Source organism: Streptomyces sp. NPDC055013 (assembly GCF_053608645.1).
The window spans coordinates 193795-211189 of sequence record NZ_JBSGVW010000008.1; the positions used below are offsets into that span (position 1 = coordinate 193795).

The window sequence follows — 17395 nt, forward strand, 5'->3', positions numbered from 1 at the left end:
TCGGGGCATGGGGGGGGAAGTCCTCTTGGGACGTTCAGTCCTCGGCGGACGGGGGGACGGCCTCGCCGGCCGGCCGGGTACGGCGCTTGCGTACGGTGACGAACGCGAAGGCCGCGCCCGCGAGCAGCAGGACCCCGGCCGCCATGCCGATGGGCAGGGCGGGGACGTCGTCGTCGGAGGTGCTCGCGACGGGTTCGGCCGAGGGGCCGGGCGAGGCCGACGACTTGTCCGGCGTCGCGCTCGCCGTGGGGGTGCTGCCCAGGTCGGGCAGGGCGGGCAGTTCGGCGTCGTCGGCGGTGGCGACGGCCAGCGACACCGGGTCCATCTCGGTGCCCGCCTTGTACATCCCGCCGAAGGCCTTGGCGCCCTCGGCGGTGAGCTTCGCGGGGGCCTCGGTGACCTTCGCCAGGCCGTCCTTCGCCTTCAGGCCCTTGGCCGTGAAGGTGACCAGGCGGACCTTGTCGCCGGTGAATCCGGCGCCGGCCACATCGGCGAGGAGTGTGCCCTTGCCGTCCTCGACGGTGACGCGGACGCCGCTCAGTTCCAGGTCGAGGCCCTGCGCCCCGGTGAAGCGGACCGCGCCCCTGAACGACGCCCGCAGGGCACCGTCCTTCAACGTCCCCTCCCCGTCGGGGAAGCGGAACAGCGCGCCGCCGTCCTCGGCGCCGGACGACAGGGTCCACTCGCCCTTGGCGATGTCCCCGGTGACGTACTCCCGGAAGGTGCGGCGCACACCCCAGTCGACGGCGCCGTCCACGAGCTTGCCGTTCGAAGTCTCCTTCTTCTCCGGGGACTTGGTGGCGCTCGGCGTGGCCGAGGACGTCGGCCTCCCCGTCGCCGCCGCCCGCACGTCCGCGGACAGGCTCACCGGGTCGAGCGCGGTCCCCGCGGTGTAGTACCCGGCGAAGGACTTGGCGCCCTGCGCGGTGAGCGTGGCGGGCAGGTTGTTGAGGGCGACCGTGTTGCCGCCGCCCCTCATGTCGATCCCGCCGAGGGAGAGGGAGGCGAAGGGCACCTGCGAGGACGTCGTGACCGCCCCGGTGCCCTTCGCCTTGCTGGTGACGTCCACGAAGAGAGTGCCGCCCGAGCCGGAGACACGGACGGTGGGCCGGCTGAGGGTGAGGTCGAGCTGGTAGGCGCCGCCGTCGGTCTTGTGGCCGACGAAGTGGACGCCGCCGGAGAAGGACGCGGTGAAGGCGCCGGTGTCGCCGTCGTAGGTCCCGGTGGCCGAGTGGAAGCGGAAGCCGCCGCTGCCCACGGTGGCCGCGCCGCCGGTCAGGGAGTAACTCCCCTTCGCGATGGGCCCGGTGACATAGCTCTGGAAGGACGCTTTGACGCCCCAGTCGAGCCGCCCGCCCTGCACGGTGCGGCTCGCGGCGGACGCGGCGGTCACCGGGAGCAGGGCTCCGAGGACGACCGCGCAGAGCACGGCGACCAGGACACGTAGGCGGACAGGCATGAGAGGTCCTCCGGAGACGACGGACACGACGACCGGTAGCGAATGAAGGTAAGGCTAACCTAAGCTTTGCCCAGCTGAAACGGCCGTGACCGAGCTGAAACGGCATACCGAGAGGAACGGACGGACCGTGCGACCCTTGCGCACACGACTGACGGGCGCACTGCTGGCGGTGCTCGCCCTCACCACGGCGACGGCCTGCGGTGGCTCACCGGCGGCGGACCCGGCGAACGAGTCGGCCGCCACCACGAAGACCGCCAACCGGGTCGAGCCCCTGGAGAACACCCCAGCCCCGAGCCTCCCCGCCACGGTCACCGCGGCCGACGGCAAGAAGCTGACGGTCGAGAAGGCCGGTCGCCTCGTCCCCCTCTCCGGCAGCCTCAGCGAGATCGTCTTCACGCTCGGGCTCGGCGACCACGTCGTCGCCCGGGACATCACCGCGACGTTCGAACAGGCGGCGAAGCTGCCGGTCGTCACCCGGGGCCATGACGTCTCGGCGGAGAGCGTGCTGTCGCTCAAGCCCGACCTGGTGCTCGCCGAGACCACGACGGGCCCGGAGGAGGCCATGGAGCAGATCCGCGCCGCGGGCATCACGGTCCTCGTGGTCGCCCCGGCCCACGGCCTCGACGACGTCGGCCCGCGCATCCGGGCCGTCGCCGACGCGCTCGGCGTATCGTCCGCGGGCAAGGAGCTGGCCGAGCGGTCGCAGGACCGGATCGCCGCCGTGCGCAAGGAAGTTCCCCGGCAGAGCGAGCAGCCGCGGGTCGCCTTCCTCTACCTGCGCGGCTCCGCCTCCGTCTACCTCATCGGCGGCAAGGGCTCCGGTGCCGGCTCCCTCGTCGAGGCGGCCGGTGCGCTCGACGCGGGAGCCGAGTCGGGACTGGCGAAGGACTTCACGCCCATCACCAGCGAGGCCCTCGCGAAGGCCGCACCGGACGCGATTCTCGTGATGTCCAAGGGACTCGAGTCCGTCGGCGGCGTCGACGGCCTGGTGAAGATCCCGGGCGTCGCCGAGACCCCGGCGGGGATGGACCGCCGGGTCGTCTCGATCGAGGACGGCGCCCTGCTGAGCTACGGGCCACGCACCGACCAGGTGCTGAGGTCGGTCGTGGAGCAGCTCTACAAGAAGAGAGACGCGGCATGACCGTACTGGAGAAGGCCGCACCCGAGGCCGCGCCCGCCCTACCGGTCCGCGGACGGCACACCACCACGTGGCTGCTGACCGTCGGCATGGGCGTCGCCCTCCTGGTCCTCGTCCCGGTCGCCGCCGGGATCGGCGCCTACCCGATCCCGGTCGGGGACGTCCTCGGCTCCCTGCAGCACAAAGCCGGGCTCGGCGGCGGCGAGTTGGACCGGGTCGCGGAGTCGGTGCTGTGGAACGTGCGCTTCCCCCGGATCGTGCTCGCGCTGCTCATCGGGGCTTCGCTGGGCTGCGCCGGGGCGCTGATGCAGGGCGTGTTCGGCAACCCGCTGGCCGAGCCGAGCACCATCGGCGTCTCCCTGGGCGCGGCGGTCGGGGCGGTGGCCTCCATCTCGCTCGGGCTGACCTTCCTCGGCAACTGGACCCTGCCCGCGATGGCCTTCGTCGCCGGGCTCGGCACCGTGCTGCTGGTGTACTCGATGTCCCGCTCGGCCGGCCGTACGGAGGTCGTGACCCTGATCCTCATGGGCATCGCCGTCAACGCCTTCGCCGGGGCGCTCATCGGCCTGTTCATCTTCCTCGCGGACACCGCCGCGGTGAACCAGATCACCTTCTGGCAGCTCGGCTCCCTCGCCCAGTCCACCTGGCCCAAGGTGACGGCGGTCCTGCCCTGTGCGGTCGTCGGGCTGGTGGTGGCGCCGCTGTACGCACGCCGCCTGGACCTGCTCGCGCTCGGCGACCGGCCCGCCCGGCACCTCGGGGTGGACGTGGAGCGGATGCGCGTCGCGTTGATCCTGGTCGTCGCGCTGCTCACCGCGGCCGCGGTGAGTGTGTCCGGGGTCATCGGGTTCATCGGCCTTGTCGTGCCGCACCTGTTGCGGATGGCGGCGGGGCCGGGGCATCGGTTTCTCATTCCGGGGAGTGCGCTGGGCGGGGCGGTGGTGTTGCTCGCGGCGGATCTCGCCGCGCGGACGATTGCGGCGCCGGCGGAGTTGCCCCTGGGGGTGCTTACGGCTCTGCTGGGCAGCCCCTTCTTCTTCTGGCTGCTGCGTCGGACTCGGCGGCGACAAGGGGGGTGGGCCTGAGGGTCGTACGTCGGCCGCGGGGTGGACGGGGGCTGGTCGCGCAGTTCCCCGCGCCCCTGAGCGACGTCGGTCCCACCCGCGACAGCAACTCGCCCCCCGTCAAAGGACCCCTTTCATGAGACTCCTCCGCCACCGCCCCACCCCGCCTGCGCCCGCCGAACCCGGCGACACCATCGCCGAGACTGAGAACCTCCATGTGCGCCTCGGCTCCCGCGAGGTGCTGCACAGCGTCTCCGTGACCGTCCGCGCCGGCGAGGTCCTCGCCCTCGTCGGCCCCAACGGCGCAGGAAAGTCCACCCTGTTGAGCGCGCTGGCCGCCGATCTCCCGGCCGTCGAGGGGGTCGTACGGATCCACGGCCGCCCGGCGGGCGACTGGTCCGCGCCCGAACTCGCCCTGCGCCGCGCCGTGCTCCCCCAGTCGGCGACCCTGTCCTTCCCCTTCACCGTCGAGGAGGTCGTCCGGATGGGCCGTGCGCCCTGGGCCTCCCTCGGGCTGGAGGACGACGACGCGGCCGTCGCCGAGGCCATGGCCGCCACCGAGGTGACGGAGTTCGCCGTACGGCCGTTCTCCGCGCTCAGTGGTGGCGAGCGGGCCCGGGTCGCACTCGCGCGGGTGCTCGCGCAGCGTGCGCCGCTACTGCTGCTCGACGAGCCGACGGCGGCGCTGGACCTCAAACACCAGGAGCTGGTACTGCGGTTGTGCCGGGCGCGGGCGCGGGCCGGGGACGCGGTGGTGGTCGTCCTCCACGATCTGGGGCTCGCGGCCGCCTACGCGCACCGGGTGGCGATCCTGCGCGCCGGGCGGGTCGAGGCGGACGGGCGGCCTGCCGAGGTGTTCTCCGAGCGGCTGCTGTCGGAGGTCTATGACCAGCCGGTGGAGGTGCTTCCGCATCCGCGGACGGGAGAGGTCCTGGTGACCCCACGCCGCTGAAACCGCGCAACCTTTGACGTTCCTTTGACTTCCCTATGGGAGCGTTTTTGGCCAATTCGGCCATCCTTAGGTGCGTTAGGTGAGCCTCACCTTCCTGTCTGCGTGAGGCCCGTCATGCACTCTTTTCGGCCACCCTCCCTGGAGCCCCCATGCGACCCGCCAGACTCTCCGTCGTCACCGCCGCCGCCACCGTGGCGGCCCTGGCCGCCGTCACGGGATGCACCGAGAAAGGCAGTTCGGCGGGCGACGAGCGAATCGTCAGCGTGACCGCGACGGACGACAAGTGCGAGGTTTCGAAGAAGGAGTTCCCGGCCGGGCACGTCGAACTCGCCATCGAGAACAAGGGTTCCAAGGTCACCGAGGTCTACATCCTCTTCCCGGACGACCGCATCGTCACCGAGCGCGAGAACATAGGCCCCGGCACCAAGCAGACGGTGACCGCGGAGGTGAAGGCGGGCGACTACACCATCGCCTGCAAGCCCGGCATGAAGGGCGACGGCATCCGGCAGACCGTCAAGGCCACCGGCAAGGGCGCGGCCGCCGAGCGCGACCCCCGGCTGGACAAGGCCGTAGCCGCCTACCGCGAGTACGCGCAGGCGCAGGCCGACGAGACGCTGCCGAAGGCGCAGGCGTTCGCCGAGGCGGTCAAGGACGGCGACATCGAGGCCGCGAAGAAGGCCTACGCCCCCTCCCGCATCGGCTGGGAGCGCACCGAGCCGGTCGCGGAGTCCTTCGGTGACATCGACCCGAAGGTCGACGTCCGCGAGGACGGCCTGGAGGACGGCCAGAAGTGGACCGGCTGGCACCGCCTGGAGAAGTCCCTCTGGCAGGACAAGAAGCTCACCGCCGAGGACACCACCCTCGCCGACCGGCTGATCACCGACCTGAAGGACTGGCAGAAGCGGGTCGGCAAGGCCGAGATCACCCCGACCTCCATGGCCAACGGTGCCAAGGAACTCCTCGACGAGGTCGCCACCGGCAAGGTCACCGGCGAGGAGGAGCGCTACTCGCACACCGACCTGGTCGACTTCAAGGCCAACGTCGAGGGCGCCGAGAAGGCGTACGAGCTGCTGAAGCCGGTCGCGCAGGAGAACGACCCGGCGCTGGTCACCGAGCTCGACAAGCAGTTCGCGGCGCTGGACACGCTGCTCGACAAGTACCGGGCGGACAAGTCGTCGTACGACTTCACCTCGTACGACAAGGTCGGCAAGGACGCCCGCAAGGAGCTGTCGGACGGCGTCAACGCCCTCGCGGAGCCGCTGTCCAAGCTCGCCGCCGCCGTCGTCGTGAAGTAGGGGCACAGTCATGTCGGAATCGACCGAGGGCGTTCCCTCACGGCGTGCGCTGATCGGCTGGGGCGGTGCCGGGCTCGCGCTCGGTGCCGTCGCGGCCGGCGGTGCCGTGGCCATGACGCGCACCGGCAGCGACGTGGAGCCGGCCGGCGCGGCGGCGGGCGGTGCCATCGCCTTCCACGGTGACCACCAGGCCGGTATCGCCACGCCGGTGCAGGACCGGCTGCACTTCGCCGCGTTCGACGTGAAGACCGACGACCGGGCCGAGTTCGTGCGGATGCTGAAGGACTGGACGGCCGCCGCGCGCCGGATGACCGCCGGGCTGGCGGTCGGCGAGGGCGGGTTCGGCGGTCTGGCCGAGGCGCCGCCGGACGACACCGGTGAGGCGCTGGGGCTGAAGCCGTCGCGGCTGACGCTGACGATCGGCTTCGGACCGTCGCTCTTCGAGAAGTACGGCGAGAGCTTCGGCATCGCGGACGCCCGCCCCGAACCCCTCGTCGAGCTGCCGAAGTTCGCCGGCGACAATCTGGACGGGAACCGCAGCGGCGGCGACCTGTGCGTCCAGGCCTGCGCGGACGACCCGCAGGTCGCCGTGCACGCCATTCGCAACCTGGCCCGCATCGGCTTCGGCAAGGTCGTCATCCGCTGGTCCCAGCTGGGCTTCGGGAAGACCTCGTCCACGACCCCCGAGGAGCAGACCCCGCGCAACCTCATGGGCTTCAAGGACGGCACCCGCAACATCGCGGGGACGGAGACGGACCGCCTGAAGAAGTTCGTGTGGGTGGACCCCGCCGAGGGGCCCGCGTGGCTGCGCGGCGGCTCCTACCTCGTGGCCCGCCGTATCCGTATACACATCGAGACCTGGGACCGCACGTCTCTGCGGGAGCAGGAGGACATCTTCGGCCGGGACAAGGGCGAGGGCGCCCCGGTCGGCAAGGCGAAGGAGCGCGACGAGCCGTTCCTGAAGGCGATGCTGCCCGACGCGCACGTCCGGCTCGCGCACCCCGACTCCAACGACGGGGCGACGGTCCTGCGCCGCGGCTACTCCTTCACGGACGGCACCGACGGCCTCGGCCGCCTCGACGCGGGGCTGTTCTTCCTCGCCTACCAGCGCGACCCGCGCACCGGGTTCATCCGGATCCAGCGCAATCTGGCCCCCGACTCGCTCAACGAGTACATCCAGCACGTGGGTTCGGCGCTCTTCGCGGTCCCGCCCGGCGTCCGCGACAAGGACGACTGGTGGGGCAGCACGCTGTTCGCCAAGGAGGCGTAGCCCGTGTTCTCCAACTACCTGATCGGCCTGCGCGAGGGGCTGGAAGCGAGCCTCGTCGTCTGCATCCTCATCGCGTACCTGGTCAAGACCGACCGCCGGGACGCGCTGAAGCCCATCTGGATCGGCATCGGTGTCGCCGTCGCCCTCGCGCTCGGCTTCGGCTGCGCACTCGAATTCGGCTCCCAGGAGCTGACATTCGAGGCACAGGAGGCGCTCGGCGGCTCCCTGTCGATCGTCGCGGTGGGCCTGGTGACGTGGATGGTCTTCTGGATGCGGCGCACCGCCCGGCATCTCAGGGCCGAGCTGCACGGCAAACTGGACGCCGCCCTGCGGATGGGCACGGGCGCGCTGGTGGCGACCGCGTTCCTGGCCGTGGGCCGGGAGGGCCTGGAAACCGCCCTGTTCGTATGGGCGTCGGTGCGTGCGGCCGGCGACGGCACCCCGCGCCCGCTGATCGGCGTCGCCCTCGGCATCGCCACGGCGGTCGTCCTGGGCTGGCTCTTCTACCGCGGCGCCGTGCGCATCAACCTCGCCAAGTTCTTCACGTGGACCGGCGGCATGCTGGTCGTCGTGGCGGCGGGCGTGCTGGCGTACGGGGTCCACGACCTGCAGGAGGCGCGCTGGGTGCCCGGCCTGAGTGACAAGGCGTTCGACGTCAGCGACACCGTCGATCCGTCCAGCTGGTACGGAACCCTGCTGAAGGGCGTCTTCAACTTCCAGCCCGACCCGACCGTCCTCCAGGTCACGGTGTGGCTGCTGTACCTGATCCCGACGCTCGCGCTGTTCCTCGCCCCGGTAGGGTTCGCCTCCGGGAAGGGGAAGGTGAAGGCACCTGATGAGCAGGGATCGCGGCCCTCGAAGGCTCCGCAGGCTTGACCGGAGCGCACTGATAGCGGCATCGCTGACCGCTTTGTCGTTGACGGCAAGCGGATGCGTGGTGGTCCACGGGGAGAAGGAAGTGCTCCCCTCGGCCACCAAGGCGGAGGCCGCCAAGGCCCTCCAGCAGTTCACAGCCGCGTACAACAAGGCCGACGAGGCCTACGACAGCTCCCTGGACGCCGACCATGTCACCGGCGCCTTCGGCGCCATCGACCAGGCGCGGCTGAAGGCGGGCAAGGCGGTGAGTCCCGAGGGCAACGCGGCGCACACGCCGCTGGAGCTGTCGGACACCAAGTTCACGATCCCGAAGAAGGCGGGCTGGCCACGCTGGTTCGTGGCCGACACGGCCGCCAACAAGGGCGGCAGCGCCCGTTGGGTGTTCGTGTTCAGCCGGGACAGCCTGACCGATCCGTGGGAGGCGGCGTATCTGACGCTGCTGGCCCCCGATGACGTACCGCAGTTCAAGACGGACAAGGACGGCTGGGCCGAGGCCGTGCCCGCGAACTCGACCGAACTGGCCGTGCCGCCCGGGGACTTGAGCAAGGACTACGTGACCTACCTCAAGGACGGCGGGGACACCTTCGCCAACGGCCGTCACACCAGTACCTGGCGTACCGAGCGGTCGCAGAAGGCCGAGCGGCCGGGCCTGGTCAGGCAGTACATCGACGAGCCGCTGACGAGCGGCGACTACCAGCCGCTGGCGCTGCGCACGAAGGACGGCGGGGCGCTGGTGTTCTTCACCACGCGCCACTACGAGAAGGAGACCGCCCACACGGGCTCGGCCGTCCCCACCCCGAGCAAGGGCGTGCTGGCGCTGACCAACGGCGAGATCAAGCAGTCGCTGACGATGGAGTTCGTCTCCACCGAGGTGGCGCTGGACCCGAAGGGCTCCGGAAAGGTGCAGGTCCTCGGCCGGATCCAGGGAATGACGTCGGCGAAGGGCGAGTAGCGCTCCGCCGGGAGTCAGTGGCGGCGCAGGGGCCAGGCCGCGGAGACGTGGTCGGGCTCCTCGCCGACGTAGCGGGCGCAGGCGTCGGTGAGGATCTCCAGGAGGCTGAGCGGGTCGGGCAGCGGGTGCTCGAGGCCGCGTACCCAGTGGACGGTCTGGTCACCGGGCAGCTGCGCGGGCGGTACGAGGACGTACGAGCCGCGGCAGTGCCAGCGCAGTCCCGGGTGCTCGTCCATGGTCTCGGGGTGGCAGTCCAGCTCGCAGGGCCACCACTCGTCCTCGTCCTCGGGGGTGCCGCGGGTGAGGGTGAAGAACAGCAGGCGGCCGTCGTCGCTCTCGGCGACCGGGCCCACCTCGATGCCCGCGCCGAGCAGTCGCTCCAGCGCCTCGAGCCCGGCCTCGACCGGGACGTCCAGGACGTCGTGCACCATGCCGGTGGCGGTGATGAAGTTGGCCTGCGGCTGGTGGCGGGCCCAGCGCTCGATCTGGGCGCGGTCGGTGGTGGACTGCGTCTGCCACGCGAAGGACACCGGGTGCCTGGCGGGCGTGGGACAGCCGACGCGATCACAGGAACATCGGTAGCCGGCCGGGTGCGCGGCGGGCGCGAGCGGCAGTCCCACCGCCGCGGCGGCGAGCAGCAGGGCCTCCCGGCCACCGTCGCCGGCGGCCTCCTTGGGGCGGCGTCCGCGCAGCCACTGGGAGATTTTGCCCTGCAGGCCGGTCCGGCCCAACTCCGCGCTCATCTATCCCCTCGCCTCGCTGTCGTGCGGAACAGCATGCCCTATGGTCCCACCATCATGCGCTTCGGGGGGCCGTAGCGGACAACCGGGCCAGGTGGGGCGAGGCGTACACAGCACCTGGATCATCAGCAATGCGCTGCTTCGGCGGCAATTACGCCCTTACCGCGTGCGCGGGGCGATGCCGTGGAGGGCGTAGTCGACCAAGGTGTCCGTGTACTCGTACGTGATCGGGCCCGTGTACTGGAGCCAGCGCTGGGCGAGGGGGGAGACCCAGAGTTCGAGGGCGATGCGCGGATCGACGTCCTGGCGGACCTGGCCGGCCTCCTGGGCGGCGCGCACCCGGTCGACGTACAACTGGAGCGAGGGCGCGAGGAGCTTGGCGACGAAGACCCGGCCGAGCTCCTCGTTGACCACGCCCTCGGCGGCCAGGGCTCGGGACGGGATCTCGAAGCCGGGGTCCTTGAGCTGGTCGACGGTGAGGCGCAGCACGGCCTTGAGGTCGGCGGCGAGGTCGCCGGTGTCCGGGATGGCGAACTCGTACTCCGGGCCCGCGTCCCGCGACGCCTGTTCACTCAGATCGAGGAAGGCCTCCAGCAGGACGTCCGCCTTCGACGACCACCACCGGTAGATCGTCTGCTTGCCGACGCCGGCGCGGGCGGCGATGCCCTCGATCGTGGTCCTGGGGTAGCCGACCTCCCCGACGAGGGCGAGGGCGGCGTCGTAGATGGCCCGACGGGACTTCTCGCTCCGGCGGGTGCTGTTGGGTGCGGGCTGAGCGGACTTTTGAGCTGCCATGGCTCGAATTTATCAGGTTGACAAGACGGAGCGTCTCGCTGGACCCTGAGAGGGTACTCAATCGAGACGATACGTCTCGTCGCTTTGTCGCCCACTGGGTGGCGAGAACGAATGCCGAGAGGAGCCGCACCATGACCCGAGGTGGCGGAAACATGCTGGGAGTCGGCGGCACACGTCGAAACCTCGACCGCAACGCGCTGCGCGGCGGCGGCCGGAACGGCCGGATCGGCGGCGGGGTCGACCCGCAGGCCCACAAGAAGGAGTTGCTGCGCAAGTTCCAGGAGAAGAACGCCGAGCAGGAGGAAGGGACGGAGGCGTCCCGGGAGGGCCAGCAGGCGTCCTAGCCGAGCACACCTCCTGGACTAGTGGACGTCCTGGTCGAACGCCGGCGGCCACGCGTCGCCCCAGTCCGCGTCGCGGGCGGCCTTGTAGAGGTCGCCGTGGCGCTTGGTGACCGTGGTGCGGCGCAGGGCCGGTTCGGTCTCGCAGAGGTCGAGGAGGACCTGGCCCTTGCGGATCTGCGGCTTGCGGACGATGCGGGCGGGGGCCGGGGCGACCGGGAGGCGGGTGGCGGCGACATAGCTGAACTTCTCGTCCTCGTAGGCGAGGGAGCCGCCCTTGATCTGGCGGTGCAGGGAGGAGCGGCTGACCCGTGCCGAGAAGTGGCACCAGTCCGTGCCGGGGACGATCGGGCAGTCGGCGCTGTGCGGGCAGGGGGCGGCGATGTGGAATCCGGCGCCGATCAGGCGGTCGCGGGCCTCGATGACGCGGGCGTAGCCGTCGGGGGTGCCGGGTTCGACGATCACGACGGCCTGGGCGGCGGACGCCACGGTGTCGAGGAGGGTGGTGCGGTCGGGGGCCGTGAGCTCGTTGAGGACGTAGGAGACGGTGACGAGGTCGGTGGGGTCCAGGGTGAGGGCCGAGCCGATGCGGGCGCGCTGCCAACGGGCTTGTCGCAGCGCCGGGTTGGCGGCGGCGATCTCCCTGCCGGTCTGCAGGGCGGGCTCGGCCCAGTCCAGCACGGTGACGCGGCGCTCGCCCGGCCAGGTCGCGGTGACGGCCCAGGTCGCGGCGCCGGTGCCGCCGCCGACGTCGGTGTGGCTGCCGGGGGTCCAGTCCGGTACGGCCTGTGCGAACGCCTCCAGCGCCGAGTGGACCGCCTCGAAGGTCGCGGGCATCCGGTACGCGGCGTAGGCCGCCACGTCGGCGCGGTCGCGCAGGATGGGGGCGTCGGTGGGGGTGGCGCCCCGGTAGCTGGCGATCAGCCGCTCCACGGCCTGCGCGGCCTGGCGGGGCGGGAGGCCGTCGAGGAGGGTGGCGAGGCTGCTGCGCAGGGCGTCCGCCGGGGATGCGGGGTCGTTCACCCGGCGATTCTACGAGGGCGGGCGGTGTGGGCGCGGCCCGGGGTTTCTCGCCCCCGCCGCCCCTACCCTCCCCCACTCTCGGCTTCGCTCGAGCGGGGGGACCCCATCGTCCCTGGGGGCTGCCGCCCCCAGACCCCCGCTTCGGCCCTGAACGGGCCTCGTCCTCAAACGCCGGACGGGCTGAATCGACTGGGCCGGCGCTGGAACAGCGCTCTACCCCCGCACCGCCCGCGCCACCCGCGTCCCCGCACTGGCCCGCGGCCTACTGTCCGGCGCCCGCCTCCGCGGATGCACCGTATTCGCCAGCAGCACCACAAACGTGTCCGTCACCGGATCCACCACCAACGACGTCCCCGTGAACCCCGTATGCCCGGCGGCCCCCCTTCCCGCCAACTCCCCCATGAACCACGGCTGATCCACCGCGAACCCCAGCCCGGGCTCGGACAGCAGGAGTTCCACGAAGTCCGGACCGAGGATCCGGGCGGGCCCGTACGCGCCGCCGGAGAGCAGGGCCCGGCAGAAGACCGCGAGGTCACGCCCCGTGGCGAAGAGGCCGGCGTGGCCCGCCACCCCGCCCAGCACCCAGGCGTTCTCGTCGTGGACGACCCCCCGCAGCATCCCCCGGTCCGCCTTGGCCCACGGCCGCCGCTGGTCCTCGGTCGCCGCCGCTCCGGGGCAGGGTCCGAAATGGGTCGACGTCATGCCCAGGGGCCGGGTGATGCCGTCGTGGATCAGGACGTCGAGCGTGCGGCCGGTGATGCGTTCGAGCACGTGCTGCAGCAACAGCAGGTTGAGGTCCGAGTAGCAGTACGTCCCCGGCACCCCCACCGGCGGCTCCGCACGCAACCGATCCAGCCGCTCCGCGTCGTCCCGGCAGTCGTACAGCGGCAGTTCGGGCCGCAAGCCCGAGGTGTGGGTCAGCAACTGACGCACCGTGACGTCGTGCCGGGCCGCCGCGTGGAAGTCCGGCAGATACGCCCCGACCCGCGCGTCGATGCCCAGGGTGCCGCGCTCGATCTGCTGCACCGCGGCCACCGAGGTGAACAGCTTGGTGAGGGAGGCGAGGTCGAAGGGGGTCGAGGTGGTCATCGGGACCTGCCTCTCGGGCGGCAGTTCCACCCCGGCGTCTTTCTCCTCGTCGTAGGAGGCGTACCGCACAGCCCAGCCCACGGCCTCCTCGACGGCGAGGTAGGGCCCCCGCCCGACGATCAGCACCGCCCCGGCCGCCCAGGGGCGAGGGCCGGTCGTGAGGTCGTGGACCTCGCGGACGAGCTGACGGATCTCCTCGGGGTCGAGTCCGGCCCTTTCCGGCGTGTCCCCGCGCAGTCTCGGCGCGTTCAGCTCTCTGCTCCCTCCGCACCCGCACGACTGTTCCAGGGACGGCACATTCCCATGAAGCAGGCCAGCGCCACCAGTGCTGCGGCCAGTTGGACGACGGCCATCGGGACGGCGGTGTCCTCTCCGGCGATGCCCACGAGGGGCGAGGCGATGGCGCCGATGAGGAACGAGGACGTGCCGAGCAGCGCGGAGGCGGACCCGGCGGCGTGCTTGGTGCGCAGGAGGGCGAGGGCCTGGGTGTTGGGCAGGGTGACGCCCATCGCGGACATCAGGACGAAGAGGGCCGCCGCCACCGGCACCAGCCCGACCTCGCCGAAGACGCCCAGCGACATCAGCAGCAGCGCGGTCGCGGCCACGATCACCACGGCCAGCCCCGCGCCCAGCACCCGGTCCAGACTGACCCGCCCCACCAGCACCTTGCCGTTGATCTGGCCGACGATCACCAGCCCGACCGAGTTGAGGCCGAACAGCAGGCTGAAGGTCTGCGGCGAGGCACCGTAGATCTCCTGGATCACGAACGGCGATGCCGATATGTAGGCGAACAGCGCGGCGAAGGCGAACCCGCCGGCCAGCATGTACCCGGCGAAGGCCCTGTCCGCGAGCAGCCCGCGCATGGCCCGCAGGGCCTCACCGACCCCACCGCTGTGCCGGTCCGGCGGCGCCAGGGTCTCGGGGAGCCTGCGCCAGACGAGGGCGGCGAGCAGTACCCCGACCACCGTCAGCACGACGAACACGCCCCGCCAGTCCGTCACCCGCAGGACCTGGCCGCCGATGAGCGGCGCCACGATCGGGGCGACCCCGGAGATCAGCATGAGGGTGGAGAAGAAGCGGGCCATGGCCACGCCGTCGTACAGGTCCCGTACGACCGCCCGCGCGATCACGATCGCCGCCGCCCCCGCGAGGCCCTGCGCCAGCCGGAAGGCGACCAGCAACCCGATGTTGGGCGCGAGCGCGCAGAGCGCGGTGGCGACGACGTACACGGCGAGGCCCGCCAGCAGCGGGCGCCTGCGGCCCCACCGGTCACTCATCGGGCCGACCACCAGCTGCCCGAGCGCCATGCCGGCCAGACAGGCGGTGAGGGTGAGCTGCACGGTCGCGGCGGGGGCGTGCAGGGACCCGGTGACCTCGGGGAGCGCCGGGAGGTACATGTCCATCGCCAGCGGGGGTGTCGCCGTCAGGCCGCCGAGGATGAGGGTGACGAGCCATCCGGTGGCCCGCAGTGACCGGGCGGGCGGCCCGTCCGTCATCGGTACGGCCGGCTGCGACACCTCCGGTCTCGGCTCCGCCGGCTGTATCGGCCCCCCACGGTCGCCCATGCGCCCCTCCCTCTCCGAGTGATCCGCCCTCTATGCTCTCAGCTCGAACAGAGTGCCGAGGGTCACATGAGCGAGGGGTGGGACCGCAGTGACGGAACGAAGCGTGCGGTGGGGGATCCTGGCGACCGGCGGGATCGCGGCCGCGTTCACCGCGGATCTCGTGGACCTGCCGGATGCCGAGGTGGTGGCCGTGGCCTCGCGGAGCCAGGACTCCGCCGACGCGTTCGCCGAGCGCTTCGGGATCCCGCGGGCGTACGGCGACTGGAACGCGCTCGCCGAGGACGGCGACATCGATGTCGTGTACGTCGCCACCCCGCACTCGGCGCACCGCGTCGCCGCCGGGCTGTGCCTGGCGGCCGGGCGCAACGTGCTGTGTGAGAAGGCGTTCACGCTGAACGCGCGGGAGGCCGAGGAACTGGTCTCGCTGGCGAAGGCGCGCGGCAGCTTCCTGATGGAAGCCATGTGGATGTACTGCAACCCGCTCGTCCGGCGGCTCAAGGCCCTCGTGGACGACGGCGCGATCGGCGAAGTGCGCCATGTGCAGGCCGACTTCGGGCTGGCCGGCCCCTTCCCGCCCGCGCACCGGCTGCGCGACCCGGCACAGGGCGGCGGCGCGTTGCTGGACCTCGGCGTGTACCCGGTCTCCTTCGCGCAGTTGCTGCTCGGGGAGCCGTCGGACGTCACGGCGCGCTCGATGCTGTCCGCCGAGGGCGTCGACCTCCAGACCGGCGCCCTGCTCTCCTGGGACAGCGGTGCCCTCGCCTCGCTGCACTGCTCCATCGTCGGCGGTACGGCCACCGCCGCGTCGGTCACCGGCTCGGGCGGCCGTATCGACATCCCGCACGGCTTCTTCTTCCCGGACCGTTTCGTCCTGCACCGCGACGGCCGTGACCCCGAGGAGTTCACGGCCGACCCGGCGGACGGGCCCCGCAACAGCCTTCGGCACGAGGCCGCCGAGGTGATGCGGGCCCTGCGCGCCGGCGAGAGCGAGTCACCGCTGGTCCCGCTGGACGGCACGCTGGCCGTGATGCGGACGCTCGACGCGATCCGGGACCGCGTCGGCGTCCGCTACCCGGGCGAGGCCCCCGAAGAGGACCGCGCGCCCGAACTCACGCCGGTGTGAGCCCCGGCTCCCCGACCTCCGTCACGAAGGACGCGGCCGTCGTGACCGGCGCCCCGGGCGTGGTCACGTACGGCACCGTCTTGAAGTCGGTCCGCGCCAGCTGCTGCCCCAGGGCGACGGTCACATAGCCGCGCCGTCCGTTGTAGAACTTCATGTGCGGGTTGGCCTGCATGTACGTGTCCCAGTTGGCGGGCTTGTCGATGCCGTCCCGGCCGCTGGCGATCGACGTGGCGACGATCTCCGTGCCTAGCGTGGCGGAGTCGGGGTCGTCGAAGTCGTCCTTGATGTCGAAGCCGTACCCGACATGGACGTCACCTGTGAGCACCATCAGGTTCTCGACGCCGGCGGCCTTGGCGCCGTCCAGCACACGGCGGCGGGAGGCGCGGTAGCCGTCCCAGGCGTCCATCGACACCCGTGAGGGCGTGACGAGGTCGAACTTGCGCTGGGCGAAGGTGACCTGCTGCGGTACGACGTTCCACAGTGCCGTCGAGTCGCGCCAGCCGTCGAGCAGCCACCGCTCCTGCGTCGCCCCGGTCATCGTGCGCGCCGGGTCGTCGACGTCCGGGCCGGGGATCTGCGAGCCGTCGCCGTACGCCTGGTTGGAGCGGTACTGCCGGGTGTCCAGCACGTCGAACTGGGCGAGCCGGCCCCATCGCAGGCGCCGGTAGAGCTGCATGTCGGGGCCGACGGGCCGCTGCGGGAGGCGCAGCGGCTGGTTCTCCCAGTAGGCCCGGTAGGCGGAGGCCCGGCGCAGCAGGAACTCCTCCGGCGGGACGCTGTTCTCCGGGATGTCGTCGGCGTAGTTGTTCTCGGTCTCGTGGTCGTCCCAGGTGACGACGAACGGGTGCGCGGCGTGCGCGGCCCTGAGGTCGGGGTCGGACTTGTAGAGGGCGTAGCGCAAGCGGTAGTCCTCCAGGGTCATCGTCTCGCGGTTGAAGAGCGCGGGGAGCGTGCGGTCGGTGTAGTTGCGGTAGCCGCCGACCGAGTTGACCGCGTACTCGTACAGGTAGTCGCCGAGGTGGAAGACGATGTCGACGTCGTCCTGGGCGAGGTGGCGGTACGGCGTGTAGTAGCCGTCTGTGTACGCCTGGCAGGAGACCGCCGCGAGGGTCAGCGAGCTCGCCGCGGCGTCCGCGAGCGGCGCGGTGCGGGTGCGGCCCGTCTCGCTGATCCAGGTGCCGGTGCGGAAGCGGTAGTAGAAGACGCGGTCCGGGTCGAGGCCGTCGACCTCGACGTGGACCGTGTGGTGGAACTCGGGGTGCGCGGTGGCGGTGCCGCTCCTGGCGATGCTGCTGAACTGCTCGTCGTTCGCCAGCTCCCAGTCGACGGTGACCCGTTCGGCGGGCAGTCCGCCGTCGGGCTGGTACGGCACGGGGGCGAGGCGGGTCCACAGCACGACGGAGCCGGGCAGCGGGTCGCCTGAGGCCACGCCGAGGGTGAAGGGGTCGGTGTCGATCCGGCGGGCGTCGAGCTCGGCGGCGCTCGCCGTGCCCGTGGCGGGCAGGTTCACGGCGAAGGCGAGCGCGGCTGCCGCGCCGGTGAGGGTCAGGAAGCGGCGGCGTCCGATGTGCCGGGCGGCGGCGCGCAGTTCGGGGGTGTGCTGGGGCGCGTGTGGTGTGAGTGTCATCCGGTCCTCCCCTGCCTGATGGATGCATGAGGCATTGGAGTGGCCGGGGACGACACTCACTTGGCGCGTACACAACACCCGGATGG

16 protein-coding genes are annotated in these 17395 nt (G+C 71.7%); 9 read left to right on the forward strand and 7 right to left on the reverse strand.

What is annotated here, in order from left to right:
* Positions 1 to 34 precede the first annotated feature (34 nt).
* Positions 35 to 1459: an HtaA domain-containing protein gene (locus ACWGDB_RS13380; RefSeq protein WP_453822531.1), complete on the reverse strand. Its 1425-nt coding sequence runs from the start codon at positions 1457 to 1459 to the stop codon at positions 35 to 37.
* Between the two features lie 127 nt (positions 1460 to 1586).
* On the opposite strand from ACWGDB_RS13380, the gene ACWGDB_RS13385 reads away from it, so the two are divergent.
* From ACWGDB_RS13385 to ACWGDB_RS13415, 7 genes are all read left to right on the forward strand, one after another.
* Entirely contained in the window at positions 1587 to 2600 is a 1014-nt protein-coding gene (locus ACWGDB_RS13385) for a heme/hemin ABC transporter substrate-binding protein (protein WP_453822532.1), read from the forward strand.
* Positions 2597 to 3682 carry a FecCD family ABC transporter permease gene (locus ACWGDB_RS13390; protein WP_453822533.1) on the forward strand — a complete coding sequence of 362 codons (1086 nt, stop codon included), beginning with the start codon at positions 2597 to 2599 and terminating at the stop codon, positions 3680 to 3682. Before ACWGDB_RS13385 ends, ACWGDB_RS13390 begins: the two co-directional genes overlap by 4 nt.
* A gap of 115 nt (positions 3683 to 3797) precedes the next feature.
* A complete protein-coding gene (locus ACWGDB_RS13395; protein ID WP_453822534.1) occupies positions 3798 to 4613 on the forward strand; it encodes a heme ABC transporter ATP-binding protein in 816 nt (271 codons plus the stop codon).
* Positions 4614 to 4762: 149 nt separating this feature from the next.
* Complete coding sequence (gene efeO, locus ACWGDB_RS13400) at positions 4763 to 5908, forward strand: iron uptake system protein EfeO (RefSeq protein ID WP_453822535.1); 1146 nt, start codon at positions 4763 to 4765, stop codon at positions 5906 to 5908.
* Between the two features lie 10 nt (positions 5909 to 5918).
* Positions 5919 to 7178, forward strand: a complete 1260-nt coding sequence (efeB, locus tag ACWGDB_RS13405) for an iron uptake transporter deferrochelatase/peroxidase subunit (protein ID WP_453822536.1) — start codon at positions 5919 to 5921, stop codon at positions 7176 to 7178.
* 3 nt (positions 7179 to 7181) lie between these two features.
* Complete coding sequence (gene efeU, locus ACWGDB_RS13410; protein ID WP_453822537.1) at positions 7182 to 8054, forward strand: iron uptake transporter permease EfeU; 873 nt, start codon at positions 7182 to 7184, stop codon at positions 8052 to 8054.
* Positions 8014 to 9006: a hypothetical protein gene (locus ACWGDB_RS13415; RefSeq protein WP_453822538.1), complete on the forward strand. Its 993-nt coding sequence runs from the start codon at positions 8014 to 8016 to the stop codon at positions 9004 to 9006. The genes efeU and ACWGDB_RS13415 overlap by 41 nt, the downstream gene beginning before the upstream one ends.
* 14 nt (positions 9007 to 9020) lie before the next feature.
* Here the strand turns inward: ACWGDB_RS13415 and ACWGDB_RS13420 are convergent, their stop codons facing one another.
* Together ACWGDB_RS13420 and ACWGDB_RS13425 are read right to left on the reverse strand one after the other, a co-directional pair.
* On the reverse strand, positions 9021 to 9749 hold the full coding sequence (locus ACWGDB_RS13420; protein WP_453822539.1) for a bifunctional DNA primase/polymerase: 729 nt from the start codon (positions 9747 to 9749) through the stop codon (positions 9021 to 9023).
* 156 nt (positions 9750 to 9905) lie between these two features.
* Complete coding sequence (locus tag ACWGDB_RS13425) at positions 9906 to 10541, reverse strand: TetR/AcrR family transcriptional regulator (RefSeq protein ID WP_383596098.1); 636 nt, start codon at positions 10539 to 10541, stop codon at positions 9906 to 9908.
* 131 nt (positions 10542 to 10672) lie between these two features.
* On the opposite strand from ACWGDB_RS13425, the gene ACWGDB_RS13430 reads away from it, so the two are divergent.
* Positions 10673 to 10885 carry a DUF6243 family protein gene (locus ACWGDB_RS13430; protein ID WP_453822540.1) on the forward strand — a complete coding sequence of 71 codons (213 nt, stop codon included), beginning with the start codon at positions 10673 to 10675 and terminating at the stop codon, positions 10883 to 10885.
* An 18-nt stretch (positions 10886 to 10903) separates the two neighbouring features.
* Here ACWGDB_RS13430 and ACWGDB_RS13435 read toward each other — a convergent pair whose 3' ends face one another.
* From ACWGDB_RS13435 to ACWGDB_RS13445, 3 genes are all read right to left on the reverse strand, one after another.
* Positions 10904 to 11905, reverse strand: a complete 1002-nt coding sequence (locus ACWGDB_RS13435) for a small ribosomal subunit Rsm22 family protein (protein ID WP_453822541.1) — start codon at positions 11903 to 11905, stop codon at positions 10904 to 10906.
* A 213-nt stretch (positions 11906 to 12118) separates the two neighbouring features.
* Complete coding sequence (locus tag ACWGDB_RS13440; RefSeq protein ID WP_453822542.1) at positions 12119 to 13291, reverse strand: serine hydrolase domain-containing protein; 1173 nt, start codon at positions 13289 to 13291, stop codon at positions 12119 to 12121.
* A complete protein-coding gene (locus ACWGDB_RS13445; protein ID WP_453822543.1) occupies positions 13243 to 14559 on the reverse strand; it encodes a multidrug effflux MFS transporter in 1317 nt (438 codons plus the stop codon). The genes ACWGDB_RS13440 and ACWGDB_RS13445 overlap by 49 nt, the downstream gene beginning before the upstream one ends.
* An 88-nt stretch (positions 14560 to 14647) precedes the next feature.
* Here ACWGDB_RS13445 and ACWGDB_RS13450 point away from each other — a divergent pair, with 88 nt between their 5' ends.
* The gene (locus tag ACWGDB_RS13450; protein WP_453822544.1) at positions 14648 to 15682 is read left to right on the forward strand and encodes a Gfo/Idh/MocA family protein; all 1035 of its coding nucleotides are present in this window, start codon (positions 14648 to 14650) and stop codon (positions 15680 to 15682) included.
* On the opposite strand, the gene ACWGDB_RS13455 is transcribed toward ACWGDB_RS13450, so the two are convergent.
* A complete protein-coding gene (locus ACWGDB_RS13455; protein WP_453822545.1) occupies positions 15669 to 17309 on the reverse strand; it encodes an alkaline phosphatase D family protein in 1641 nt (546 codons plus the stop codon). The genes ACWGDB_RS13450 and ACWGDB_RS13455 overlap by 14 nt on opposite strands.
* Between the last annotated feature and the right edge of the window lie 86 nt (positions 17310 to 17395).

Coding starts and splice junctions, on each gene's coding strand:
- ACWGDB_RS13380 (WP_453822531.1), bottom strand. CDS start 1,459: ATGCCTGTCCGCCTACGTGTCCTGGTCGCCGTGCTCTGCGCGGTCGTC.
- ACWGDB_RS13390 (WP_453822533.1), top strand. CDS start 2,597: ATGACCGTACTGGAGAAGGCCGCACCCGAGGCCGCGCCCGCCCTACCG.
- ACWGDB_RS13395 (WP_453822534.1), top strand. CDS start 3,798: ATGAGACTCCTCCGCCACCGCCCCACCCCGCCTGCGCCCGCCGAACCC.
- efeO (WP_453822535.1), top strand. CDS start 4,763: ATGCGACCCGCCAGACTCTCCGTCGTCACCGCCGCCGCCACCGTGGCG.
- efeB (WP_453822536.1), top strand. CDS start 5,919: ATGTCGGAATCGACCGAGGGCGTTCCCTCACGGCGTGCGCTGATCGGC.
- ACWGDB_RS13415 (WP_453822538.1), top strand. CDS start 8,014: ATGAGCAGGGATCGCGGCCCTCGAAGGCTCCGCAGGCTTGACCGGAGC.
- ACWGDB_RS13420 (WP_453822539.1), bottom strand. CDS start 9,749: ATGAGCGCGGAGTTGGGCCGGACCGGCCTGCAGGGCAAAATCTCCCAG.
- ACWGDB_RS13425 (WP_383596098.1), bottom strand. CDS start 10,541: ATGGCAGCTCAAAAGTCCGCTCAGCCCGCACCCAACAGCACCCGCCGG.
- ACWGDB_RS13430 (WP_453822540.1), top strand. CDS start 10,673: ATGACCCGAGGTGGCGGAAACATGCTGGGAGTCGGCGGCACACGTCGA.
- ACWGDB_RS13445 (WP_453822543.1), bottom strand. CDS start 14,559: ATGGGCGACCGTGGGGGGCCGATACAGCCGGCGGAGCCGAGACCGGAG.
- ACWGDB_RS13455 (WP_453822545.1), bottom strand. CDS start 17,309: ATGACACTCACACCACACGCGCCCCAGCACACCCCCGAACTGCGCGCC.